The sequence below is a fragment of the Paenibacillus sp. FSL E2-0190 genome, from assembly GCF_037992965.1.
GTDB lineage: Bacteria > Bacillota > Bacilli > Paenibacillales > Paenibacillaceae > Paenibacillus_AQ > Paenibacillus_AQ odorifer.
The window spans coordinates 4,811,866-4,838,213 of the sequence record NZ_CP150306.1 but is presented as its reverse complement, the minus strand read 5'-3'; the positions used below and the strand labels follow the sequence as shown (position 1 = coordinate 4,838,213).

General features: G+C 44.8%; 19 protein-coding genes and 1 riboswitch. Of the genes, 16 read left to right on the top strand and 3 right to left on the bottom strand.

Going from position 1 to position 26,348, the window contains the following annotated elements:
• Positions 1-88: 88 nt before the first annotated feature.
• From NST25_RS21385 to NST25_RS21375, 3 genes are read left to right on the top strand one after another with little or no spacing between them, the layout of a single operon-like run.
• Positions 89-1,243 (top strand): AI-2E family transporter, encoded by a 1,155-nt coding sequence (locus NST25_RS21385; RefSeq protein WP_076127413.1) that lies wholly within the window; start codon positions 89-91, stop codon positions 1,241-1,243.
• 19 nt (positions 1,244-1,262) lie between these two features.
• Entirely contained in the window at positions 1,263-2,735 is a 1,473-nt protein-coding gene (locus NST25_RS21380; protein ID WP_340392430.1) for a carboxylesterase/lipase family protein, read from the top strand.
• Between the two features lie 23 nt (positions 2,736-2,758).
• Positions 2,759-3,163, top strand: a complete 405-nt coding sequence (locus NST25_RS21375) for a VOC family protein (RefSeq protein WP_076306175.1) — start codon at positions 2,759-2,761, stop codon at positions 3,161-3,163.
• Between the two features lie 48 nt (positions 3,164-3,211).
• Here NST25_RS21375 and NST25_RS21370 read toward each other — a convergent pair whose 3' ends face one another.
• Both NST25_RS21370 and NST25_RS21365 read right to left on the bottom strand, forming a co-directional pair.
• Positions 3,212-4,714, bottom strand: coding sequence for an N-acetylmuramoyl-L-alanine amidase family protein (locus tag NST25_RS21370; RefSeq protein ID WP_340394448.1), 1,503 nt, complete (start codon positions 4,712-4,714; stop codon positions 3,212-3,214).
• Positions 4,715-4,921: 207 nt separating this feature from the next.
• Entirely contained in the window at positions 4,922-6,094 is a 1,173-nt protein-coding gene (locus tag NST25_RS21365; RefSeq protein WP_340392429.1) for a substrate-binding domain-containing protein, read from the bottom strand.
• A 209-nt stretch (positions 6,095-6,303) separates the two neighbouring features.
• Positions 6,304-6,452: riboswitch (FMN riboswitch) on the top strand.
• Positions 6,453-6,578: 126 nt separating this feature from the next.
• On the opposite strand from NST25_RS21365, the gene NST25_RS21360 reads away from it, so the two are divergent.
• From NST25_RS21360 to NST25_RS21300, 13 genes are all read left to right on the top strand, one after another.
• Positions 6,579-7,535 carry a DMT family transporter gene (locus tag NST25_RS21360; RefSeq protein WP_340392427.1) on the top strand — a complete coding sequence of 319 codons (957 nt, stop codon included), beginning with the start codon at positions 6,579-6,581 and terminating at the stop codon, positions 7,533-7,535.
• 244 nt (positions 7,536-7,779) lie between these two features.
• A complete protein-coding gene (locus NST25_RS21355; RefSeq protein ID WP_340392425.1) occupies positions 7,780-11,301 on the top strand; it encodes a glycosyl hydrolase 53 family protein in 3,522 nt (1,173 codons plus the stop codon).
• Between the two features lie 139 nt (positions 11,302-11,440).
• Positions 11,441-13,186 (top strand): histidine kinase, encoded by a 1,746-nt coding sequence (locus NST25_RS21350; RefSeq protein WP_339281207.1) that lies wholly within the window; start codon positions 11,441-11,443, stop codon positions 13,184-13,186.
• A gap of 18 nt (positions 13,187-13,204) precedes the next feature.
• On the top strand, positions 13,205-14,845 hold the full coding sequence (locus tag NST25_RS21345) for a response regulator (protein WP_076127424.1): 1,641 nt from the start codon (positions 13,205-13,207) through the stop codon (positions 14,843-14,845).
• Positions 14,846-14,952: 107 nt separating this feature from the next.
• Complete coding sequence (locus NST25_RS21340; protein WP_076127426.1) at positions 14,953-16,671, top strand: extracellular solute-binding protein; 1,719 nt, start codon at positions 14,953-14,955, stop codon at positions 16,669-16,671.
• 234 nt (positions 16,672-16,905) lie between these two features.
• Positions 16,906-17,796 (top strand): ABC transporter permease subunit, encoded by an 891-nt coding sequence (locus NST25_RS21335; RefSeq protein ID WP_036676126.1) that lies wholly within the window; start codon positions 16,906-16,908, stop codon positions 17,794-17,796.
• A gap of 27 nt (positions 17,797-17,823) precedes the next feature.
• Complete coding sequence (locus NST25_RS21330) at positions 17,824-18,702, top strand: carbohydrate ABC transporter permease (protein ID WP_036676128.1); 879 nt, start codon at positions 17,824-17,826, stop codon at positions 18,700-18,702.
• Between the two features lie 2 nt (positions 18,703-18,704).
• Positions 18,705-19,751, top strand: coding sequence for an arabinogalactan endo-1,4-beta-galactosidase (locus tag NST25_RS21325; RefSeq protein WP_339168905.1), 1,047 nt, complete (start codon positions 18,705-18,707; stop codon positions 19,749-19,751).
• 224 nt (positions 19,752-19,975) lie between these two features.
• On the top strand, positions 19,976-20,632 hold the full coding sequence (locus NST25_RS21320; RefSeq protein WP_036676129.1) for a stage V sporulation protein AA: 657 nt from the start codon (positions 19,976-19,978) through the stop codon (positions 20,630-20,632).
• Positions 20,633-20,634: 2 nt separating this feature from the next.
• The gene (locus NST25_RS21315; protein ID WP_036676132.1) at positions 20,635-21,060 is read left to right on the top strand and encodes a stage V sporulation protein AB; all 426 of its coding nucleotides are present in this window, start codon (positions 20,635-20,637) and stop codon (positions 21,058-21,060) included.
• Between the two features lie 606 nt (positions 21,061-21,666).
• Entirely contained in the window at positions 21,667-23,367 is a 1,701-nt protein-coding gene (locus tag NST25_RS21310; protein WP_076127621.1) for a spore germination protein, read from the top strand.
• 126 nt (positions 23,368-23,493) lie between these two features.
• Positions 23,494-24,828, top strand: coding sequence for a diaminopimelate decarboxylase (gene lysA / locus NST25_RS21305; RefSeq protein WP_340392421.1), 1,335 nt, complete (start codon positions 23,494-23,496; stop codon positions 24,826-24,828).
• A 145-nt stretch (positions 24,829-24,973) separates the two neighbouring features.
• A complete protein-coding gene (locus NST25_RS21300) occupies positions 24,974-25,405 on the top strand; it encodes a peptidylprolyl isomerase (RefSeq protein ID WP_036676135.1) in 432 nt (143 codons plus the stop codon).
• A gap of 54 nt (positions 25,406-25,459) precedes the next feature.
• Here the strand turns inward: NST25_RS21300 and NST25_RS21295 are convergent, their stop codons facing one another.
• A complete protein-coding gene (locus NST25_RS21295) occupies positions 25,460-26,215 on the bottom strand; it encodes a TIGR02206 family membrane protein (protein ID WP_076127434.1) in 756 nt (251 codons plus the stop codon).
• Between the last annotated feature and the right edge of the window lie 133 nt (positions 26,216-26,348).

Sequence of the window (26,348 nt, the reverse complement as noted above, 5' to 3'; positions counted from 1 at the left end):
TTGACTTGCAGGGCTAACGTTGACTATGCTATTAAAAAGTGAATGAAATAACACAGTATATATGATGGTTTATAGGGGAGAGGGTACGATGGAGAGGCTGCAGGTGTGGCCAGAGAAGTTCAAAAAATTTTTTCTGAATAATAAATTTGTAGTAGTGCTGCTCATTATGCTGCTGGTTGGAATTAATATTCTGGTATTCTCCAAAATACCGTTTATTTTTAAGCCGATATCAGTATTGCTGCACACCGTGGCCGCACCATTATTACTGGCAGGTATAGCTTATTATTTGCTGAATCCGTTGGTAGATCGGATGGAGAAAAGATCCCGAATAAAACGTGTATATGCAATAATCATCCTATATTTGTTGATTGCTGGTATCATCACGCTGGTTTTGTTTATGGTCATTCCAATTATACGGACTCAGCTATCAGGATTGATCGACAATTTTCCAAGGTATAGTGAATTAATTCAAGAACGGTTTATGGATCTGACCGGAACGGAGTTCTTTGGGCAAGTTCAAGATAGTATCGGAACGAACCTTAGTGAGATAACATCTAAGATAACGGCGTGGGGCAGTTCTTTTCTGAATAATGCCCTGACAGGTGTTGGCAGCTTTGTAGGAGCCCTTACAGAGATTGTCTTGGCGGTTGTAACGACGCCATTTATTTTGTTCTACTTGCTTCGCGATGGAAAAAAATTGCCGGATTATATTCTGAAGTTTGTACCTACTTCTCTGCAGCCGCAGACTCGTATGGTCATGTCGGAGATGAACAGTCAGGTATCCTCTTACATACGCGGGCAAATTATAGTCAGCTGCTGTATTGGTCTGCTGCTCTATATTGGCTATTTAATCATTGGTTTGGAGTACTCTCTCGTTCTGGCTATTGCTGCTGCTTGTACAGCAGTTGTTCCTTATCTGGGCCCGGCAATCGCGATTACACCTGCCCTAATTGTGGCGATGGTCACTTCTCCATTTATGCTGCTGAAGATGATTATCGTGTGGACGGCTGTTCAGCTGATTGAAGGAAAATTCATCTCACCACAGATCATGGGCAAGACGTTGAAGATTCATCCGATAACCATTATTTTTGTAATTATATTCGCAGGTAAAATGTTTGGGATTCTGGGGATTATCCTTGCAGTTCCGGGTTATGCGGTACTTAAGGTGGTATTTACACATCTTTTTGAATGGTTCCGGTTTCGATCCGGCTTATATAAACAGATTGAAGAGAATAAGGAATAATGTGGAAGGGTGAAATGTAATGGGAGGACCAATAGCAGTAACCTCTTACGGTAAGCTTCAAGGAATACAGGAGGGGGACGTGAACATTTGGCGCGGGATCCCTTTTGCAGCCCCACCTGTTGGAGAACTTCGGTTTCGTGCACCACAGCCACCAGAGGCCTGGGATGGGATTAGAGATGCTTCTGAATTTGGTTCAGTTAGTCATCAGCCAGCGGATACGAGAGGTACTCGGTTCGGTGGCAAGACGCCGCTTCATTCCGAGGATTGTCTGTATTTAAATATTTGGGCGCCAGCAGTTCATGATGAGCCCCTGCCTGTTATGTTCTGGATTCACGGGGGGACGTTTGTGACTGGGGCTGGAAGTCAGCCGCAGTTTGACGGCACAAGCTTCGCTGAGCGAGGCAAAGTAATTTTAGTGACCATTAACTATCGGCTGGGTCCATTTGGATTCATGAATTTGTCTCCATTTGGCCATGGACTTGCTTCTAATCAAGGATTATTGGATCAAATTGCTGCGCTGGAATGGGTAAAACTGAATATTGCTGCTTTTGGCGGGGACCCGCAGCGGGTAACTGTATTCGGAGAGTCAGCAGGGAGTATGAGTATCGCAGCCCTTTTGGCTATGCCAGCAGCGAAGGGGTTGTTCGCTGGCGCGATTATGCAAAGTGGGGCTGCTCAGACGCTGCCTAACGTGCAAGGAAAGTACATTGCAGCTGCACTGCTAGCTGAATTAGGGATTGCCCCAGATGGAGATGCCAGTCTTCTGCAAACATTTTCTTCTGAACAAATTATCGATGCAGCCGCAAGAATGACTAAAAAGTTAACGGGTGGCTCAATTGGCATGTTATTTCAGCCTGTCATTGATGGGGATACACTTCCTGTAGAACCTGCACAGGCTGTGGCAGAAGGATCGGCACATGGTATTCCGCTATTGATCGGAACCAATCGTGATGAGGGCAACTTGTTCTTCAGAGAAGAATCACCTGAGGCAGACTTTGACGAATCACTCAAGGCGCTGGAGCAGATGATGGGTACTGGGAGTCTGAAGGAAATTGCTAACCATTATTCTTCCACCTGGGAGGGACAAGCTGAAATTCTAACGGATCTTTACTTCTGGGCAACCTCGGTGTCTCTGGCGGAAAACCAATTGAATTATGCACCAGTCTGGATGTACCGTTTTGACGGCACGATCCCAGGTCATCCTTTGTTAAATAAAGCTGTGCATAGTGCAGAAATCGTTTATGCCTTTAATAATCTATCTCATCTAACCCATCTTAGGGCAGAAATTAATCCAACGATGCAGAAGTTGGCTGAAGTTATGCATGACGCTTGGATTGCTTTCGCTCATCAAGGAAATCCGGCTACAGCAGAGAGGGTATGGCCGAAATACAATCTGGAGGAACGGGCTACCTTGATCTTTGATGAAGATACGCATGTAGCTTATGATCCTGAGTCAGAGAAACGCAAAAGAATTGTCACTATGCTGGCTTAAGAAGATTGAGAGGCTGAATAAAGATGCAGGTAGAAGGTTTTAACCATGTGACCGTAAATGTCAGTAATTTAGCAAATTCCCTGAATTTCTACACAGGAATTCTGGGCCTTCAGCTAGTTCATAGAGGTAAAACTGATGCTTATCTGGAATGGGGAAGTGCCTGGATATGTCTTCTTGAAAAGCCTGATTATATGGCGATTGCAAATAATGTGGTTGGGATAGACCATATCGCTTTTAGTATTGCAGAGGAACATTTTGAAGAAGCCGTCCAAGGATTGCAAACCCAGAATGTGCCCATAATTAGAGGGCCGATCAAACGGGGAATAGGCTGGACGGTCAATTTTCTAGATCCAGATGGTATACAGCTGGAGCTGCATACCTCGAATCTGCGGGAACGAATGAGTGTTTGGAACACCGCTACCGAATAAAAGATGGGTGTCCTATCAGCCTAAACGGCTAATGGGACACCCATTTTTTTAACGACCTAAATATTCTTTGATTCCTAAAACTACTGCTTCGGCTATTTTATTTTGGATGTCCGGGGTAAACAGCAATGCTTCATCCTGGGTATTGCTTAAGTAACCACATTCTAATAATATTGCTGGCATTTTGGTTTCTCTTGTTACATGATAGTTTGCTTGACGAACCCCTCGGTCCTGCAGTCCTGTAGCAACTGCAAGGTATTTGTGAACGGTTTGAGCGAATAATAAGCTATCATTGCGTGTGTAATAGGTCTCTGTGCCACTAGGGTTACTTTTACTGCCCGCCGGAATACTATTGGCATGAACAGAGATAAATAGATCGGCTTTTACATTGTTGGCGAGGTTAGATCTGTCCTGTAGAGTTGGGTATGTATCGCCACTGCGCGTGAGTATAACCTCGATATTTGGTTCTTTCTTTAGTAATTCTGCAATTTTCAGTGATGTCGGTAAGGTGAAATCTTTCTCTTTAAGCTTGTTAACACTTGAACTCCCTGGATCTTTCCCACCATGTCCTGCATCGATGACGATTATCTTCTTGTCTGTGTTGCCGGTAGAATGTGGAGGAGTTGTAACCGGTACTTCTGGTAAGGTGGTTTCAGGAAGCGTAACGCTAGTCCCATTAAGATCCACAATAATAAGTCCATCATTAGCATTTATCAGACTGTAGCTATTAGCGCTGTTTAGATCAATGACGATCCGAATGGTAGATGGGGAACTGCTGAACAATGAATAGCGAACGGCAGAGACATTAGGATAGTCAGTAACCGTTAACTGTCCGCTTTGGTTCTTTCCTACGGACAGATTCTGATGGAAGTCGGTTCCAAAGCCAGTATTCGGTAAATCCACGACAATTCGGTCTTTGTCTGTCATAGTGAACATGGTAGGTTTTATACTGCCGTTCACTGCAATAACCAGCTGGTTATCGATGAAGCTAAGATTGGTGACTGTAGCTACTGAGCTATTCCCTTCAGTTGCTGTATTTCCGTTTGATCCGTTGTCCGAAGGTGCTGTTGGAGTGGGTTGTGGAACCGTAATTTCCGGATCGCTTCCCCCAATCTCAGGTACTGGAGAGGTTAAATATACGGTTTTGGTTACATTGTCCCAACCGACAGTAGTTCCTGTCTGTTCCCCAACAAATCTTAAAGGAACAAGGGTTGTGCTGCCACTGAGAAACGGAGGGTTGTCCAGTTTGACTTGTTTCCCCGAAGCTTCTGCCATCGTATTATCCACGATCAGCTTTAAAGTAGTTCCCTTTTGCTCAATGATCGCCGTCTTGGTCACATTATCCCATTTCACGGTATAACCAAGCTGTTCCGCAACAACACGAAGAGGAACCATTACACTGCCATTTACAATTTGTACCTGTGCTTCTTTTGAAATCTTAAGATCGTTGCCGTCTAGGTTGATGTGTGTTTCCGCAGAGCCGGCATAACCAGTTCCTGGATGAACCAGCACCAACAAAAGCAGCAGTAACGCCAAAAAACCAAACTTTTTCATCTGCAATCCCTACCATCCCCGTTTATTGGTCTCTAGCAATTCTTACTTTTTCTTCCTTTGATGCCGTTTAAGGCTCGTATAAAGTATAAACGACAATAGTTTCCAAAAGTTGCGCTCTACAACAGATAAAAAGGAAAATTTTCGGTATAAAATTAGAAAAAGAGCCTTCCCAAACATTTGGGATAGCTCTCATTTGCTAGAGAGATTTTATTTTAACGATGTATAACCTGTTTTCTCTACCAATTTCTGACCTTGAGCAGATTGAATCCAATCCAGAAAGGACTGAATATTAGGGTTGTCGCTTCCCGCGGTCACTGCATAAAATTCTGTTGCCAAAGGGTACTGTCCACTACGAATACTTTCCTTGTCTGGTTGGATACCATCGATGGCCAGCAGGGCTATTTCCCCGTTTCGATTCATTTCTGAGGCGTAAAATAAGAAGCTGTAGCCCAGTGCATTTTTATAGTTACGATAGCTGGAGGTTTGTTGAATGATACCGCTCATAATATCCGCTACGTCTTCTTGAGGTGGCTTCATGAGTGGAGTGTCCTTCATAAACTTTTGCAACATCGTCTGGCTTCCGCTATCTTCAGGCCGTTGAAAAGCACGGATTCGGTTATTAGCTCCGCCTACATCTTTCCAATTTGTGACCTTGCCTGCGTAAATATCTTTAAGTTGAGCGGTGGAAAGTCCGGTTACGTCGTTTCGTTTGTTTACAAAAAATACGAAGGCCTCGCGGCCGATCGGCGTTAGCTTCAGTTCGACACCTTTGCGCTTAGCTTCTTTTTGTTGTGCAATTGACGGAGCCGCTACAAATATAATATCGGTTTCTCCTTCAATTAATCTCTTGTAAGCTTCAGGTGTGCTGCTGCAAATTACTTGACTTGCTTGAAAATCATACGGATTATAATAACCCTCAGGATAAGTAGATTGAACGAAAGCTGAATATAGTGGATAAAGTGCGGTTGCGCCGTCCAATCTTGGGAGATCGCTATCGATATGATAGGAAGAAGGTTCGTCCAGATTCACTGCTTTGGTCTTCTCAGCAAAGGGTTCATACTGTAGCAGATTAACCTCCCGATCATCGACCATGGCAATTCTGTTGACGTACGCTTGCTTGATCTCATATCCTGCGGTCGCGAGCAGACTAAGTCCGAGGATAGATAACAATACAATATTGCTTGTTCTTCGGGACAATACATCAAATATGATGAGTACAACATAGATGGCTAATACGATCGCTAAGATCGCCACAAGTGGGGTATAAAACAGCAGTCCTCCGTAAAGCGCAGTAATTATAGCACCTATGAATCCTAAAAAAGCTATTCCTCCAACGGCAAAAATGGAGAACAATAATTTCGTCCAGAATGCTTCTTTCATAACAACCTCCTCGACATGATTACTAAACTATGGAAAAATCAACATAATTTCATTATACAGAAGTTTTTTGGATGAAGCAGTAGAACAATTACGAACAAACATGTAATAAAATGCTGCGAAACATGAAAGTAATGTGTACATTTTCATAAAGTACTGGACGAATGGCAAGAAGAGGTTTATTCTGAGATTGTGAAAAAAACAACGGAATACAAGATTCTCGGGGTAGGGTGAAATTCCCGACCGGCGGTAATGTTCAAAGCGAACTGAGCCCGCGACTCACTTGTTCTGCTTGCAGAGAAGTGACTGATCTGGTGTAAATCCAGAGCCGACGGTAAAGTCCGGATGGGAGAGGATCATAAGATAAAGACGCTAGGAGTCTATCCTTGTACGTCTTTATTGATAATGCCCCCGAGTTTACCTATTTGGTAATTCGGGGGTTTTTGGTCTCTTATCGAGGGTTTGTATCGACAAGGAGAAGGAAATTATGAGTAATGTTACAGCTTCATCATCAACTAAGGTTGGCAGTACATCAGCGCTACGCAGTGGATTTTGGCTCGTTGTGATTGGTGCAGCATTATGGGGCGTTGATCCGCTCTTTCGTATCATCCTGTTAAAATCCTTAACCTCATCGCAAATTGTTCTTCTGGAGCATGTGGTGCTTTTCTTGGCTGCTTCACCTGTTCTTTGGCGTCACCGGGCGGATCTTAAAGGAATTGGATTTCGCCAGATTGGTGCTTTATTGATTGTTTCATGGGGAGGCTCTGCCGGGGCGACGATCCTATTTACGATGGCACTTTCCAGTGGGGATTTGAATGCAGTGCTGTTACTGCAAAAGCTTCAGCCAATATTCGCTATCGGTCTCGCTGCTTTAATTCTTAAAGAACGTTTGCCAAAAAATTTCGGACCACTCATTGTGTTGGCGCTGGTAGGAACCTATCTGCTGACCTTTGGCTGGAGTATCCCTTTCGGACATGTGAATAACTTTATTGGGGTTAGCAGTCTGATGGCCTTGGGAGCAGCTGCACTGTGGGGGGGATCGACAGTCATGGGACGTTATCTGCTCGGTTCTATGAAATATGAGACAGTGACTTCGCTGCGGTTTATCCTTGCGCTTCCTTTACTTTTCGTTATCACTACGCTAGAAGGTGCTCCGTGGCAGATTCATGGCGGGTTTGGTGCATCGGCAGCTATTGCGGTTAATTTATTGCTGCAAGCTTTGCTGCCAGGACTTCTTAGTATGTTGTTGTATTACAAAGGACTTAGCACGACCAAAGCTTCCTTCGCCACATTGGCTGAACTCAGCTTTCCTATGACGGGAGTAATCATCAACTGGATTGTGTTCCAACAGCTGGTCACTATCCCGCAGATTCTCGGATTTGCCTTGATCTGGGTCGCTTTATTCTTTTTATCTAATCAACAGTCCAAACCACAAACGCTCTGAGCAGATTGAAGTGGAATGGTTCTACCTATATAAAGATGATTCGAAGCCGTATGGCTTTCGGATCATCTTTTTTTGTATGTGATTTTACTCCTTGCTTAGATCAAATCGACTGCAAAAACTGCTGAAATGTTTCTAACGTAACATATAGCAGAGTTAATAAAGCGTTTACAATTAGGGAGTGCACAAAATGACTGTGCTGCTGAGTACATAATCCATGATTAAATTATTTAGGAGGAAGCAGACATTGAAAAAATCATTTGTATTATTTATGATTCTGACCTTTCTTATTTCCCCTTTTACGTTTGGGCAGTCTGCTCAAGCGGCAGGAGATGAGAATATTGCCCTAGGAAAGCCTGCTATATCCGATAGTGAGCTTGCAGGATATGAAGCGGGTAACGCAATAGATTCCGATGAATGGAACACACATTGGACGGCGAATGACGGGAGCTTTCCTCATTGGCTGGAAGTAGATTTGCAAGGTGCATATGATTTGTCAGGTGCAACCGTCATCTGGAATGCATGGAGTTACATTAATCAATATACGATTGAAGTATCACGTGATCATAAGGTATGGACAACAGTTGTGGACAAAAGTCAGAGCAGCAGTGTAGAGCAAACTCAGTACAATGCTTTTAAGCTGCGGAATGTTTCTTATGTAAGGGTCAACCTGACCGGCATCAACGGCGGAAAATGGGCAGCCATTAATGATCTGAAGGTCTGGGGTGTTCCCGCAGCCAGCGCGCCGCATGAGCCGGCACAGGGTGAAATACAAACTGTTCTGCCAGTACGGTTGGACACGGAAATTGGGCAAGCCCCTGAGCTTCCAAGTGTTGTAACTGTGGTATATAGCAATTCTGACACGGAGGATGCTCAGGTTGCTTGGGATGTGATCCCACCAGCAGAGTATTCCCGTCCCGGAACCTTTACAGTAAGCGGTTCTATCTCAGGTACTGTGCAGAAGGCAGTGGCGAAGGTAACAGTAGTAGGTGACAGCAGCACGCCTATTGTTGGATTTGAGAGTATAAATGTCAGCACAATTACGGATGTGCCTGCTTTATTGCCATCAGCGGTAACGGCTATATACGAAGATGGGTCAAGCAAACAGCTGCCTGTAACCTGGGATGACCTTACTGAAGCGGAGTACGCGGTTGAAGGAACTTACAGCGTAATGGGGAAAGTTGCAGGGACAGACCTACAACCCACAGCTGATATTCAGGTTACTCCGCTTGTGCTGCAATCCGGGTTCATAAAAGGTGCGGACATTTCCACACTGGAAGCGATTGAGGATGCCGGTGGAAAGTATTACGACAATGGAGTAGAAAAGGATTTGCTGGATATTCTTAAAAGCCGGGGTGTAAATTACATTCGGCTGCGTTTATGGAATGATCCTCAGGAAGCTGGCGGCTATAATGACCGTGAGCATGTTGTGGAAATGGCGCAGCGTGTTAAAGCCAAAGGCTTTAAGCTGTTGCTTGATTTCCACTACTCTGATTTCTGGGCTGATCCCGGAAAGCAAAACAAGCCAGGAGCATGGGCGGATTACTCCTATGATGAATTGAAGCAAGCGGTATATGACTATACCAAAGATGTTATGGATGAGCTAAAGGAAAAGGGAGCTTCACCCGATATGGTCCAAATCGGAAATGAGATTAATGGGGGCTTGTTATGGCCTGACGGCAAATCCTATGATCAAGAGAATGCTTTTGAGAAGGTTGTTCCGCTTCTGGAGAGCGGAGTGAAGGGAGTTAGAGACAGCGAGGGTGCAGGTCAGGATATCAAAATTATGATCCATCTTGCTGAAGGTGGCAAAAATGATATGTTTCGTTGGTTCTTTGACGAATTAACGAAGCGGAATCTTGATTATGATGTGATCGGCGCGTCCTTTTATCCGTATTGGAGCGGAACGATGGATAGCCTGCAGTTTAACTTGGACGATATCTCTAAACAATATGGTAAAGAAGTGATTGTGACGGAAACCGCGTATCCTTACACGCTGGAGGACGGCGACAATTTTGAGAATAACATCGCTCGCCAAGATCAGCTAGACGGCAGTGGCTTCCCAGCTACGGTTGCAGGTCAAATGGCTGAGGTCAAAACAGTAATGAATGTATTGTCCAAAGTACCCGATGGTAAAGGAACAGGCTTGTTCTATTGGGAACCAGCTTGGATTCCAGTGCAAGGTGTAGGCTGGAAGGTAGGCGAAGGAAATGCTTGGGAGAATCAGGCAATGTTCGATTTTGCAGGGAATGCACTCTCTTCATTAAATGTCTTCAAAACCCCGGTGGCCGGTGAGGGGGGCGAAGAGGAACCCGGAACGGGAGGGAATCCCGGTACTGGTGGTGAACCCGGAACGGGAGGGAATCCTGGCACTGGCGAGGAACCCGGAACTGGAGGAAATCCTGGCACTGGTGGTGAACCCGGAACGGGAGGAAATCCCGGCACTGGTGAGGAACCCGGAACGGGAGGAAATCCTGGCACTGGCGAGGAACCCGGAACGGGAGGAAATCCCGGCACTGGTGAGGAACCCGGAACAGGGGTTAATCCTGATCCTATCATCACCGTCAGAGATTCAAGCGTTGTAAATTCAGCAAATAAAGCAGTGGTCGAACATACAGCGGCAGGACAACTTCAGGTGAAGGCACAAGCAGGAATTTCCGGCATAGCTGAGATCACACTAAGTATAGAGGATATCAATAAGGCGCTGTCGACGCTTCCGGCGGATGAAAAACTGGTTATTTCTGTTCTGCCATCGACGGGAGAGCTTAAGGGAGCAGTCGTTCATCTTCCGTTGAGTTCTATACTAGAGCAGGGCAAACATCCTCAAATAGTAATTGTATATGGGACGGCCTCTGTTACGGTTTCTACGGAAGCTAGTGCAGGAATTATAAAGACGGGAGCTAAGGAACTAACGCTCTCACTGGTTCAGGTAGCTACGCCAACCTTGCCTTCACCATTGGCAACTGGAGCAAAAGACTACCCGGCCTATAACATCCATGTGTCAGTAGACGGGACTTCTATCGATGTTTTCAAAAAAGGAGCAATATCGGTAGCCTTCCACTACAAGCTGAAGCTCGGGGAGCAGAGCCAGCGGATTGCTGTTTATTCGATACTTGCTGATGGAAAACACGAAGTTATCAAAGCTGTGCGGTACAACCCAACCGCGGAACAGATTGTGTTTAACCCAAGTCATTTCAGCATTTATGCTGCGGGGTACGCAGAGGTGGGGTACACAGATTTAAAAGCAGCAGATTGGGCCACGTTAGCGATTGAATCCTTGACGGCTAAAGGGATCGTGCAAGGAATAGGAAACGGGATCTTTAATCCGCAAGGGGAGGTTACACGCGCTGAATTTGTCAGCATGCTGCTGTCCGCGCTGGAGTTAAATGCAGAAAGAGGGACAGGTAGTTTTAAAGATGTGAACCTTGATGCGTGGTATAGCTCTGCTGTGAATACTGCTGGGAAATTGGGTGTTGTACAAGGACATACGGATGGCGCTTTTGGCCCGAATGATAAATTGTCCCGTGAAGAAATGGCAGCTATTTCATACCGTGCGCTTAAGTTGGCGGAGAAAGTGAACGGTCAGACGGATGTGAACGTTATTTCTTTTAAAGATAAAGACCTGATCTCGTTGTATGCCAGTGAAGGGATAACAGCGCTTGCGCAGGCTGGGATTATCAATGGATTCGAAGATGGCAATTTCCGCCCGCAAGCCCATACAACACGCGCTGAAGCGGCTTACATCATACTCAATCTTTTGCAGCAATAATAGGCAGACAGGCAATAACTGTGCTCGAAAAGGCAGTTAGGGCCTGTCTTTACCACATTTTTTAGATATTTATCTTTTCGCAAGTAGGGATTGTTTGTACAATAGGGGCTATGACATTTGAGCCGGAGAGTGAAGGAACGTGTATAGATATAATTTATTTACCAAAATCGTGAGTATCATGGTCATTATGCTGATCCCGATAACCATCCTTTACTTCTATTCCAATAAAACGACCACGGATGTGCTGCGTACGGAGTTAAATACTTCGAATAATAATCAGCTTAGTTTTTTTCAGAATCAGGTAGAAAGTAATATGGAGTTATTGTCCTCGTGGCCGATTCTGCTGATCCATGATCCTGATATCCTCAGCCTTAAGGATACTTATCTGGAAAAAGGGCGTTTGAATCTGGATACGATAAACCTGATCAAACGGATTCAGACCAAAATCAGCATTCAAGAAAGCTCCTCCAATTGGAAGAGTAAGCTATATTTATACTCCCCGTCCATTCATCGTATGGTGTCTGAAAATGATGCGAAGTTATACGAAGATGAGGATCTGAAGCGGGAAGTGAAGTCGGGCTGGCATGTGGAGAAAATCGAAGGGCAGGAGGGTGACCGCTTCGTATTCTCATGGTTTTCTTTTACACCTTTTATGTCAGAATTCGCTCCGGAAAAAGTCAAAACGGTTATGAAGGTAGAGTTCGACAGCCGGAACATAGAAGATATGCTGGATAAATTCAAAAGTGATGGCAGAAGAGATCCTTTTTATTATAAGCAGGGAACAGGACTTATTTTTAACCGCAGTGCCGACAAGGTATTAGCAAAAGAATTGGTAGACAGGCTGGAAGAGACCCAGCTGAAGCCTAGTGAGAATCGCACGGTCAAAATAGAAGGTGAATCCTACAGTGTAAATATCGTCTATTCGGACAAAATGGGCTGGTATTTGATCGACTATATGCCGCTGACTGAAATCCTACATCCAATCCTGACCTCTAATCGTTTATTTTATTTTGCGATCAGTGCTTTGTTGTTAATGAGCTGTCTCGTAGCCTATCTGTTATATGTTCAAGTGCAGGTGCCTATAAGGTTATTGGTTGGAGGCTTTCAACGGTTGAAGCAAGGGGATTATTCTGCGCGAGTGGAGATTAAAGGGAAGAATGAATTCAGCTTCCTGTCCGGCCGGTTTAACAGTATGGTAGAACAGATTCAGATGCTGATCGAGAATGTGCTGATGGAGAAAATCCATGTTCGCGAAGCCCGCTTAAAGCAGCTTCAATCACAGATTAATCCACATTTTTTCTATAATTGCTTCTCCTTTATTACAAGTATGGCGAAGCTCGATAATATGGGGGCAGTCGTTGGGATGTCGCATAATTTGTCCCGATATTACAGATACACCACTCGTCAGGAACGTGATTTGGTTGCGCTGTCTGAAGAGGTGGAATTTGTGAATCATTATCTGGAGATCCAGAAGATGAGGATGAGCAGACTTCGTTATGAGATCAATATCCCACCGCAAATGCGCAAAAGAGAGCTTCCGCCGCTCGTACTGCAGCCTTTGGTGGAGAATGCGGTTATACATGGAATTGAGCCCGTCGCCAAAGAGGGACTGGTGCGGATTACGGGTTCCTGTGCAGGCAGAGAAATGACGCTTACGGTTGAGGATGATGGTCAGGGCATGACGCCAGAGGGAATTATAGAACTGGAAAATAAACTAAGCAGGGTGATGGATGAAGAAATGGGCTGCGGTTTATGGAATGTGCATCAGAGAATGCGGCTGCGTTTTGGGGAGACGTCTGGCTTGCGCATCTCGCCTTCTCCGCTTGGAGGATTACAGGTGACACTGCAGTGGTTACTGCCCTACACAGACAATGAAATGGAATGACATCTAGGAGGGGAAAGAATGATAGAGCTGTTGTTAGTTGATGATGAGCCCTATGTTACGGAAAGTTTAGCTCGTACTATTCCATGGGCTGAAATCGGGGTAAAGCAGGTGCATCAAGCGGCATCGGGTGCTGAAGCTCTGCAAATTATGGAACAGCAGGCTATAGATATTATGGTTACGGATATTTCAATGCCAGGAATGACTGGCCTGCAATTAATTGAAGCCGTGAGCGAGAAATGGCCAAATATTCGGTCCATTTTATTGACAGGTTATTCCGATTTTCAATATGCGAAAAAAGCTATTCAACTGCAGGCATTTGATTATATTTTGAAGCCGGTAAGTGATGATGAGTTTATCAAAAGCGTATCCAGTGCGATTGAATCTTTGAAAGACGAATGGGAAGCTCATGATAGATATCATTTGCTGCTGTATAATCGCAAAGCCGATTACAGTGTTTTGCGGGCTAATCTGATGCACGAATTGCTTCTCGGCAGGGTGCTGTCTGAGCGGACACTAGCCATTAAGCTGAAGGAATATGAAATCTCCTTCCAGCCGGATGCTGAAGCGGCGATGCTGCTGATTCAGCTGGGTAAACATTATGCCGCAATGGATCACCATTCGGTCTCTCTCATGGAATATGCGATCGGCAACATTGCCGAGGAGCTTTTTAAGGAACAGTTCCATGTCTGGTTCTGCAAAGCGCCGCATGATTGCTTGATTCTGCTTGTTGAATTAAAGCCAGCTGTACAGCAGGAATTGGAGCAAATGGCTAACTATGAAGCTGCAAGGCAGCAAATCCTAAAAGCGGTGATCGCGAATTTCCGAATTAGTGTAAGCAATTACCTCAAGGGTGAGATTTCACTGATTGTAACGGAGTGGTTCACCTTTCCAGAGGGGATGACGGCTGCCTATCGAAGCGGCCTTAGCTCGATGTATTTGGCAGCACATGATGAATCCAGCTCCGTGCTGTTTTTGGATGACCGCCAGCATCAGGAGACGATCAGCATCAAATCGCTCGAATGTCTTTATCGTCCACCTACACTCATTCATCTGCTGGAATCCAAACAATGGGATACAGCAAGGCAAAAAATTGCTGACGTGTTCCGGGATATGGAGAATGCACGGTTTTCCAGTGAACATCTGTACGAGGTCTTTCTATCGATAACGAATGCATTTATGTATATAGCGCATAAGAGTGGTCAGTTCATCTCCAAGATCGACCAATACGCTTTAGATCCGTTGTTGACGCAGAGTATTATTGTTTCTTTTGATAAGCTTAAAGATTGGGCGTTTGATATGCTCGATAAGCTTCAGAAGGAGCTATCCGAAAGCGATCAGAATACGAAAAGTTATATTATCAAGCAGGTGCATGAGCTGGTAGGAAACCATTCGGGGCATGAGCTGTCCGTCAAAACCATTGCCGATCATGTATATTTGCATCCAGTCTACTTGTCCAAGATTTATAAAGCTGAGACTGGGGAAGGACTTGGGGACTATATTATTCGGATGCGGATGGAACGGGCATTATATCTGCTTAAAAATACGAATAAAAAAATCTATGAAATCACCTCTGAGCTTGGATATCAGAATCCGCAATATTTCAGTAAGATGTTCAAAAAACACTACAATATGACACCAAATGAATTCCGGGACGGATAGAGGTTGAAAAAGGTGCAGAAACCTTGTTTAAATGACGTATTCGGGCTCAGCGTCGTTCCCTATAATTAAAATGTAACCAACACTTATGGAATCCAAGGGGGAACAAAATGAGCGCGATGAAGAGAAAAAGATGGCTGCCGCTCCTGTGCATGAGCATGCTTTTGGCGGGTAGCCTTGCGGGCTGTTCAGGCAATAACGCTGCTAATAGTAAAGACACTGCTGGAGATAAAGCAGCTGGTGAAGCGACTGCAAATACAGCTTCCAATTCTGAAAACGCCTACAAGGATAAATACGATCCTGAGGTGACATTTACAACCGCATGGGGCGTGGACCCTGAGCTTAAATTCAAAAACGGTGAAAGCATTGAGAATAACGTGGCTACAAAATGGGCTAAAGAAAAATTCGGCATCAACATTAAGTCCCTTTGGTCCATCACAGATACGAACGGCGCATTTGGTACGAAGCTGCGTTTATCCATGTCTTCAGGTCAGGACATGCCTGATGTCGTAACCATCGGTACAGCCGACAACACTATTGCACAGGATTTGATCGATTCCGGCATGTATGCAGATGTAGGAACTTTGTTTGATAAATATGCTTCAGATACTTGGAAAGAAGCGATGGCACAGGATCCTAACGTTTGGAACCAATACAGCCGTGATGGCAAAAGAATGGGCCTGCCTGTTCTCGATTATGCATATAACCATGATTACATTCTGTGGATCCGCCAAGATTGGCTGGATAAGCTGAATATGCAAGCCCCTAAGACGATCGATGAGCTGGAAAAAGTGATGGATGCGTTCAAGAATCAGAACCCTGATGGCTTGGCACCAGACAAGGTAACTCCACTTAGTATCGGCTTCAAAACAACAATGAACACTTGGATGGGCGATCCATCTTGGATCTTTGGTGCTTACGGAACCTTGCCACAGCAATGGAATCTAGATGCTGATGGTAAACTAGAATACGGCTCAGTAAATGCTGGCATGAAGCAAGGGCTTGAAAAACTGAAGGAATGGTTGGCGAAAGGTTATATTCCTCAGGAAGCAGCTCTTTGGGATGAGAACAAAACTGCCGAACCAGCAGTTGCAGGTACAGCAGGGATTCTCCCGGGTCCTTACTGGATGAGCGGCTGGCCGCTTCAGGATACCGTGAAGAACTCTCCAGATGCAGTATGGGCTCCAATTGAAATTCCAGCGGGTCCAGATGGAAAGGTTATGCGTCATGGCACACAATTCACTAACGGTGTAACTTTGATCAGCACGAAAATGAAAAATCCAGAAGCCTTCTTTACTTATCAAAACTATCTGTTCGATAACTTTGCTAATCCAACGCCAGGCAGTGAACTGGATAACGGTCTTTTTGCAGGATATGACTATGAGCTGGACGCGAACGGCAAGATGATCGAAAATGATAAAATTGCTGGCGGTTATGTGAATAGTGTTCGTTATATGCTGGTTCGTGACGGTGCCCGGATCCCGGATGCCCAAATGAAAGCACTCCTTAACCTGGCAGATGGCGCAGAGCCAACAACCCGTCTGGAGAAGGACGTAGCTGTGAATTATGGTAAAGATACCCCTGCGGCTGCCAAAGTTCTGCTGGCGCAAGAGGATAAATCCTTTAAGAATATGTTCACAGGTCCTACGACCGAAACTATGAAATCGAAGATGGACTATCTGAACAAAATTGAGAACCAAACGTTTAATGAAATTATCTATGGCAACAAACCGCTGGATGCATTTGATTCCTTTGTAGCAACCTGGAAATCAGGTGGTGGCGATCAAATCACTAAAGAAGTTAACGAATGGTATGACAGCGTAAAATAAGGTTTGGATTTAGTTTGACTAGGTAAAAAGGAGTAAACGGGACCGTCTCTTCAGCCGTAGCATTAGGCTTTAGGGAGGGTCCCTGTTTGCGTTTGAAGTCCTCTTTTTTCAATGTGATAAAGAGATTGCTTTTGTACCATATATATTGGTTTTGCCCGCTATTTGAGGAATTCGGGCGTTGCTATAATTTGAGTATGGTTACAGAAGAACTTGACACGATATGGGGGACCAAGGATGAGAACACTAAAAAAAACATGGCCTTTTCACTTGATGTTATTGCCGGCGATGATATTCCTGATCATCTTCAGCTTTATTCCAATGGGCGGAATTGTGATGGCATTTCAGGATTATAAGCCATGGCTTAAAATTTCAGGCTCGGCATGGGTTGGATTGGACAATTTCCGTTATCTATTTGAACGTAATGACAGTATGCAGGTCATTTGGAATACATTGATTATTGCTGTTCTAAAAATGATTTTCAATCTGGCTGTACCGTTTGTATTCGCCATTTTGTTAAATGAGATTCGCAAGGTATACATACAGCGTACTATTCAGACACTGGTATACTTGCCTCACTTTTTATCTTGGGTTATTCTCGGCGGGATCTTGCTAGATTTGCTTGCTACAGATGGTTTTGTCAATCAGATCTTAGGCAGCATGGGCTTCAAACCAATCTTTTTCTTAGGCGATAACAACTGGTTCCGGTTCACAGTTATTCTCACAGATGTGTGGAAGGAATTTGGTTATAATACGATCGTTTTCTTAGCTGCTCTAGCAGGAATCAATCCATCATTATATGAAGCTGCTGAAATAGACGGCGCTAACCGCTGGAAGCAGACACGTTTTATCACAATGCCATCTCTATTGCCAATGGTTGTGGTGGTAGGTACCTTGGCTCTCGGAAATGTATTGAACGCAGGGTTTGACCAGATTTTTAACCTCTACAATCCACTGGTCTATCAGAAAGGCGATATTATTGATACCTTCGTGTACCGCACGGCTATTCTGAATGGTGAGATGGGCTTTGGTACGGCAATCGGACTGTTTAAGTCGGCCATTAGTATGATCCTAATTCTCGTCTCGTACAGTTTGGCTAAGAAGTGGGCAGGATATCGCATTTTCTAATCTACCAAAGGAAGAGGGAGACAACTTATGTATTACAAAACAAGAGGTTATCGTATATTCAACGTGTTTAATACTTGCTTTCTAATCCTGCTCGCACTGATGTGTATTGTACCTTTGATTCACGTGCTGGCTGTATCCTTTAGCGCGAAGTCGGCAGCGGATGCCAATTTGGTAGGGTTATGGCCAAAGCAATTCTCTCTGGAAGCTTATAAAAAGACAATAAACAATCCGATCTTTCTACACTCCATCTGGGTATCTGTTCAAAGAACCATACTCGGGACTGGACTTACACTTTTAATTACTTTTTTGGCAGCCTATCCGTTATCCAAAGAAAACTCAGCCTTCAAGGGCCGTAATGTTTACTCTTGGTTGTTCGTTTTCAGTATGGTGTTCAACGGTGGATTGATTCCATTTTACATTGTGATTCAAAAGATTGGTTTGATGGATTCCTTCTGGGTACTTGTTCTGCCAGGTGCGGTAAATACGTTCTTGGTGATTCTGATGCTGAACTTCTTCCGTGGTATTCCAAAAGATCTGGAGGAGGCCTCGCTAATAGACGGAGCCGGACATTTCCGTACGTTGTTCAGTATTTACTTGCCGATTTCTCTGCCGTCGATCGCTACGATTGCCTTGTTCAGCATGGTATTCCATTGGAACTCCTGGTTCGATGGACTATTGTATTTGAATAATTCCAAGCAATTTCCACTGGCGACATTCCTGCAGACGGTTATCATTCAACGGGATATGAGCTCCATGAGCATCAATCCAAAGGAAATGGAGCTGATCTCGCAGACGACGGTGAGAGCCGCGCAAATATTTATCGGAGCCGCTCCAATTTTGATCGTATATCCTTTCCTGCAAAAATATTTTGTTAAAGGGATGACACTTGGTTCTGTAAAGGAGTAGCAATGATGACAACCACATTTATCAATGGAATGGATATCTCGTTTCTGGATGAAATTGAGCAGGGTGGAGGAGCGTATTACAGCGGTGCTGAAGAGTCCGTTGAGAACGCTGAGGATTTGCTCTACATTCTGAAAGACAATGGCGTGAATGCCATCCGGCTGCGGATTTGGAATGATCCTCCGGGCGGCTTCTGCAATCTAGAACGTACGCTGAATATGGCTAAGCGAATTAAAGAAGCAGGACTTAACTTTCTGCTGGATTTTCATTATTCGGATAAATGGGCAGATCCTGCTAATCAATCGAAGCCAAAAGCTTGGGAGAACCTTGATTTTACGGGTTTAACATCAGCTGTGTATGAGTATACTCGTGAGGTTCTTGAGCTTTTGCAATCTCAAGGCACAATGCCCGACATGGTGCAGATCGGTAATGAGATTACTCCAGGCATGTTATGGAATGAAGGCAAGGTGGATGGAGAGTGGGATACTACGGAGCAATGGGAACAGTTCATTACACTGGTTCAAGCAGGAATAGCAGGCGCAAAAGCTGTTGCTTCTGATTTGTCCATCATGATCCATATTGACCGTGGTGCTGATCATCCAGCCAGCCGTAACTTTTATGATCGGTTTTTCGAGCATGGCGTAAATTTTGATGTGATCGGATTATCTTTTTATTCTTGGTGGCACGGCACGCTGGATGACTTGCGATCTAACCTGAATGAATTGGCGGTGCGGTACAATAAGGATATTATTGTTGTTGAAACAGCTTATCCTTGGACGCTGAATGCACCTGAAGGTTTCCCCTTAATAGTAAGTGAGGAAAAGCAGCTGCATGAAGGTTATCCGGCTACAGTAGAGGGACAGACTAAGTATATGAAAGATTTTATTAGTGTTATTGAGAATATACCTAACGGTAAAGGTATCGGGTTTTATTATTGGGAGCCAGCCTGGGTTCCTTCGCAAAAGGAATGGTCCGTGGGACATGAGAATGGTTGGTCCAATCTGACCCTGTTTGATTTTGCGGGAGGAAAATTGGATTCGCTCGAATTCTGACGTATTTAGGATTGAAACAAGAAGACAGCTTAAGGTTAATACCTTGAGCTGTCTTCTTTTTAATTTCCAGAAGAAGGATTGGCCTTTTCTGATACCTATAAACAAGCAATATTTCAGTATTTCAAGAAATTGATTCAGAGCAGCAAGAGTAAAAATAAGGCTTTACTCCCATACTACCGTTATCTTGGACCTGAGCTTCACCATAACCTTTAGGAGGAATGCGGATGAAACAACATTCTGCTCCCACCATCTATATACAGCTTAAAAATCGGGTGATGGTTCCCAAGGGTAAAGGTGTCACGTTGGGTGATATTGCTTTTTTGATAGCGGAGCCTGAGCTGAAAGAGTCGTTGGAGACAATTCTCTTAATGAAGCCGGAACAAAGTGACGGCAATCTGATTTTAATTGATCTGTTGATGGTTATCCCCCGGATATATGAACTTATACCGAATGCGGACATTGAACCGATCGGTGAAGGGAGGACGATTGTGCAGATTGAGAGTCAGGTAGAGAGACGGAAACCTTCGGTGGCGATGTTTGTTTTAGTGTGGCTGCTGCTTTTCTTTGGGTCTGCTCTGACAATTATGAACTTTCATGCTGATGTAAATATGCTGGAGGTACAAATTCGAATTGTGGAGATGCTAACGGGTCATCGGGATGAGCATCCCTATATATTTCAGATTGCTTATTCTCTGGGCATCGGGTTTGGGATGGTCATTTTTTTCAACCATTTATTTAAAAAGAAGTGGAATGAGGAGCCTACTCCGCTGGAAGTGGAAATGTATCTGTATCAGAAGAACATCGACCAATATGTCATCAATGAGGAATACAGCAAGATGAGGCGCCGCAGTGAAAACCAATCAGAGAATACGGAGGACTGAAGATGACGGCACCCATAGCACTGGGACTAAATTTGCTGCTGGGCATTGCGGGTGGTATTGCTGTAGGCGGTGGAGTGATCGCTCTATTTGTTGTGCTGGATATGGTGCCGCGTCTGGCGCAATTAACCTCTTCTTACGATAAAGTTCATTGGTATGAAGGCGCGATGGTAGGTGGATCTTTAGTAGGTACTGTTAGTGATTTTTGGAATTGGAAAATTACCTCAGGTCCTCTAGTTGAACTTGGTGTAGGACTATTTGATGGAATTTTTGTCGGGATGCTCGCTGCAGCATTGACCGAGGTATTAAATGTGCTGCCGATACTCGCTAAACGCTTAAATATGACACATTATCTATTCGGTCTGTTAATGGCGATGGTGAGTGGGAAGGTCGCGGGTTCTTTGTTCGACTGGTTTGTATACCGACAGTAAACAGGGGGTTAGGAAATGAGCAAGTTTATTCACAGCGGTGATTCTGCACCGGAAGATGACCATCTGGAAGATAATGCTGCAGCTGCTGCAGCAATGAAGACAACTGCAGAGGATCTAGTTGCAGATCACACAGAACCTGAGGGCGCTTCAGCTATCGGTGAAAGTGAAGATTCAGCGGAAAATTCTACAACATCTGAAACTAGCCAGGACCAGCAGGATGCAGAGGCATCAGCCGAATTAGGCACTGAGCAGCAGGATGCAGAAGTGACTGCGGAGCAGGGAACAGAACAGCAAGATGCAGAAGTGACTGCGGAGCAGGGAACAGAGCAGCAGGATGCACAAGCGACTGCGGAGCAGGGAACAGAGCAGCAGGATGCAGAAGTGACTGCGGAGCAGGGAACAGAGCAGCAGGATGCAGAAGTGACTGCGGAGCAGGGAACAGAGCAACAGGATGCACAAGCGACTGCGGAGCAGGGAACAGAGCAGCAGGATGCAGATGCCACTGCGGAGCAGGGAACGGAGCAGCAGGATGCAGAAGCATCGGATGAGCTCGGCAATCAGGAGCCAAATGAGCCGAGTAAAGGTTTTTTTGCCAGGTTATTTGGTATGGATTCAGAGGATTCAGAATCAGATGATGAGGCACAGGATCAGAATGCTCAGGCAGCAGGAGGAACAGGTAACGATGCTGGTACTGGGGAGGAGTCTCAAGCTCAACCGAAGCCTTCAAAGAAGCAGGCGCAGCAGCAGTCTCAGAACAAAAGTAAAGATAAGCTACAAAACAAACGCGATAGTGAGCATTCTAACTCATTAAAGGAATCCGTTATTTATTGGCAAGGCAATGATCATATCCCAGGTTCTCTACAAGAAACAAAAAACACGCTGACCGAAGTGATGGGGCTGGGAACAAGTTTTGATGTGACGTTTAGAGAAATGTCCTTTGGGGGACATAAGACAGCTTTACTCTGCTTAAGCGGATTCACCAACGAAGATGTGACGGATGAAATTCTGAAACGACTAACCTACCTTTCTTCAGAAAATTTGTCCGCAGGTGTATTAGGTAGCTTTATGAACGAATACATCCCTCATATTCAAGTTGAAGAGGGTAGTGTATTAAGCGAATGTTTCGATAAAGTATTAAAAGGAATGAGCGCACTATTTATTGAGGGTGAGAACAAAGTTATCCTAATGGATACTCGATCTTACCCCATGCGAAGTCCTGATGAACCCTCGATTGATCGGGTGGTGCGTGGTGCGCGCGATGGTTTTACAGAAACCCTGCTTAGTAATATTTCACTTGTAAGAAGACGGATACGTGATCCGGGGCTGAAGCTTGAAATGTTTCAAGTGGGACGGCGGACACGGACAGATGTCTGCGTGGCTTACATCGATGATATCGTTGATAAAACGCAAGTAACGTCAGTCATCGATAAAATCAACAGCATCGATATCGATGGTATTCCACTGGCGGATAAGCAATTGGAGGAAGCGATTATCGGCGGAGGGTGGAACCCTTATCCTATGGTGCGTTATTCTGAACGCCCTGACGTTGTAGCCTCCAATTTATTAGAGGGACGGGTCATATTATTCGTGGATACCTCGCCCATTGTAATTGTTCTTCCGACTACCTTTTTTGATCTTTGCCAGCATGCGGAGGAGAATCGCCAGACTCCTTTTATGGGGACATATCTGCGGTGGGTCCGTTTCATCGGCATCTTCGCTTCCATGTTCCTGCTCCCGTTATGGATGCTGCTTGTTATCCATCCTGAGTTAAAGCCTGCTATGCTGGATTTTATCGGGCCGCAAAAGACAGCGAGAATTCCTATTCTCGCTCAGTTTCTGATTGTAGAGCTTGGGGTTGATTTACTGCGGATGGCCGCCGTGCATACCCCAACACCTTTAGGCTCAGCGATGGGTCTGATTGCAGCCATATTGATTGGTGATATAGCGGTGCAGAGTGGTCTGTTTGTAAACGAAGTAGTACTGTATATGGCGGTAGCCTCAATCGGTATGTTCGCGACTCCGAGTTATGAGCTGGGTCTGGCGAACCGTATAGTCAGGCTTGTGTTATTAATTGCCGTAGCGGCGTTCCAGGTACCAGGCTTTATGATTGGCACGACGTTACTGACTATCTTCTTAACCACTCATCGGTCCTATAACTCCTCATATATGTGGCCGTTTATACCCTTTAATGCAAAGGCAATGAGTGAAATTCTATTGCGTAAACCGGTCTTAAGTTCGAAGGAAAGGCCGTCTTTTAACAAAACCAGAGACAATACCAGAATGCCGCCATCTCAAGAGAATGAGTAACAATCGTAGGAAAATACAAAACTACTGCAAATTAGTCCATTCAATGGAGTTCCCACTGTCTGTTATACTGAATACACTAAGACAGGGTGGAACCTTGATATTCCACAGAAATTGGAGGACTAAAGAATGTTTCTACACGGTACTAGCCGCATTAACGATGCTGGGCATTTGGAGATCGGCGGATGTGATGTAACTGAATTGAAAGCGGAATATGGAACCCCGCTATATATATTGGACGAGCAATTGGTTAGACAACGTTGCCGGGAATATATGGATGCTTTTAAAGCCTCCGGCCTTGGTTTCCAAGTAGCTTACGCAAGCAAGGCGTTTTCAGTAATGGCAATGGTTCGTTTGGCTGATGAAGAAGGTTTGTCACTGGATGTTGTATCCGACGGCGAACTATATACAGCTTTGCAAGCTGGCTTCCCGGCAGAACGCATCCATTTTCATGGCAACAATAAGACATCTGAAGAGATCGAAATGGCGATTGATGCCAAAATCGGCTGCTTTGTAGTCGATAATCTGGTAGAGCTTAACCTTTTGCAGTCCATTGCTGCACGTAAAGAAGTTAATGTAAACATCTTATTGCGGGTGACACCAGGTGTAGAAGCGCATACTCATGAATATACCGCAACGGGCCAGACAGATTCCAAATTCGGCTTTGATATCGGTAATGGATCGGCCTATGAAGCAGTGAAAGCAGCAGTCAGCAAAAAGAATATCACGCTGCTTGGTGTGCATTCCCATATTGGTTCGCAGATCTTTGAAACCGATGGTTTCCAGCTAGCTGTTGAGCGTGTGGCAACTTTTGCCCGCAGTGTTAAAGAAGGCTTGGAAGTGGACTTCCGTGTAGTCAATTTTGGCGGAGGTTTCGGGATTCGTTATGTCGAGGGAGATACCCCATTACATGTTTCTGAATATGTTGCAGCGATTACGGATGCAGTGAAGACTCATTTTGCTGGAATTTATAGTGCTTTGCCGGAAATTTGGGTGGAGCCGGGCCGTAGTATTGTTGGAGATGCAGGTACTACATTGTACACTGTAGGATCTAACAAGGACATTCCTGGCGTGCGTAAGTACGTTGCTGTTGATGGTGGAATGACCGACAATCCACGCCCTGCTTTGTATCAGTCTAAATACGAGGCATTGCTTGCTAACCGTGCTAACGAAGACGCAACTGAGACTGTCTCCATCGCTGGTAAATGCTGCGAGAGCGGAGATATGTTGATCTGGGATGTAGAGCTGCCGAAGGCTGAAAGCGGCGATTTGTTGGCTGTAGCCTGCACAGGCGCGTACAATTACTCCATGGCCAGCAACTATAACCGTCTTCGCCGTCCGGCTTTAGTATTCGTACAGAACGGACAAAGCGATCTTGTAGTGCGTCGTGAAAGCTATACGGATCTTATTGCCAACGATATTGTACCAGAGCGTATCGCCAAACAGACAGTTGTTGCTAAGTAATAGCCTGCTGCTGTAAGGTGGGTAAAGGTGAGCAGCATATAGAGCAAGCAGGAAAGTCTCCTGCTTGCTTTGCTTTGTGCGTGGTTTCATAGTAATATAATTGAGGTATTCTAAATTTGTTAATTTTGAAAGGGGTCATTTACATATGGCAAAGCAAGCGAAAATCACTCTAGAAAATGGCGGCGTAGTGCTGCTGGACTTGTTCGATCAAGATGCACCTAACACTGTAGCCAACTTTGAAAAGCTGGCAAAAGAAGGTTTCTACAACGGATTGACATTCCACCGTGTTATCCCTGGTTTCGTTGCTCAAGGCGGATGTCCTAACGGAACTGGCTCTGGCGGCCCAGGTTACACAATCAACTGCGAAATTAACCCAAACAAACATGAACGCGGAACACTTGCTATGGCACATGCAGGTAAGAACACAGGCGGAAGTCAGTTCTACATCTGCTACGCTCCACAACCACACTTGGATGGAGTACACACTGTGTTTGGTAAAGTAGTAGAAGGTATGGATCTTGTTGATGCTTTCAAAGGACGCGACAAAATGACTTCGGTAGAAATCATCGAAGCTTAAGATTTAATAGTTAAAAGCCAGTCTCCGAATATCGGGGCTGGCTTTTTTGTGTTGTTAAAGAATCCGCCTAACCTGTCTACGCCGTGAATTGCGCCGCTCTGGTAGCCAGAAGAATATCAAATACATAGCTAGAAACACAGTGAAGGCAAACAGCTCTTCAACAAGCAGGTAATAAGGATAAGGTCCAAAATAATCCAATACGGAATAGGTACTAGGTTTCTGGGATAGGAACATGTAGTTTGAGCCTAGGAAGTAATTAGCAGTCCAGATGCAGGCAGCCACAATATTGAGGCCGAGCATGGTGATGAGTAAAGATCTCCAAGTCGGCTTGTAGCCCTCAATCCAGGTCATGTAAAGAGACGCCAGAATAATAGAACCATGAGCTATAAAAAACAGGAGAAAGCGGAAATGAGGGAACGGATAAACTAGGTTAGGGGTGAGCAACGCAATAAATGCTCCGCCGATCCCGGCAAAGTAGAGAAAGGAATAAAGGGTTCGACTGCGTGAAATTAACATGATAATAGACAGCAGTAGAGTGATTCCACAGAGCTCGAACGGTAATGAGGAGCTGGAGCGCCAGATGTTCTGAGAGATGTACCACATTTGCAGCCCGGCTTCTGAGACTACAAGTAGTATGATTAGCAGCAAACGCACGCTTTGCCGAAGTCTTGAATCTGTACGAATTTCAAACCGTAAGCCATAGAGCAGTAGACAACTTAACGTAATGATAGACAGCGCAACCCAATGCGAAGATGAGAACATGATGAAATCCTCCGCGTGCTGGCGATCAAAAAAAGATGAAAGCTGCATAGACGAACCTCCTTTGAACGTGAAAACATCCATCAAAAATAAAGTTTGAGAATTTTAATAATCTTGATTCTAGATATCCATAAAATGGGTATATATGTATATGTTCTGTCAACTCCACCGCATAAGGAAGACT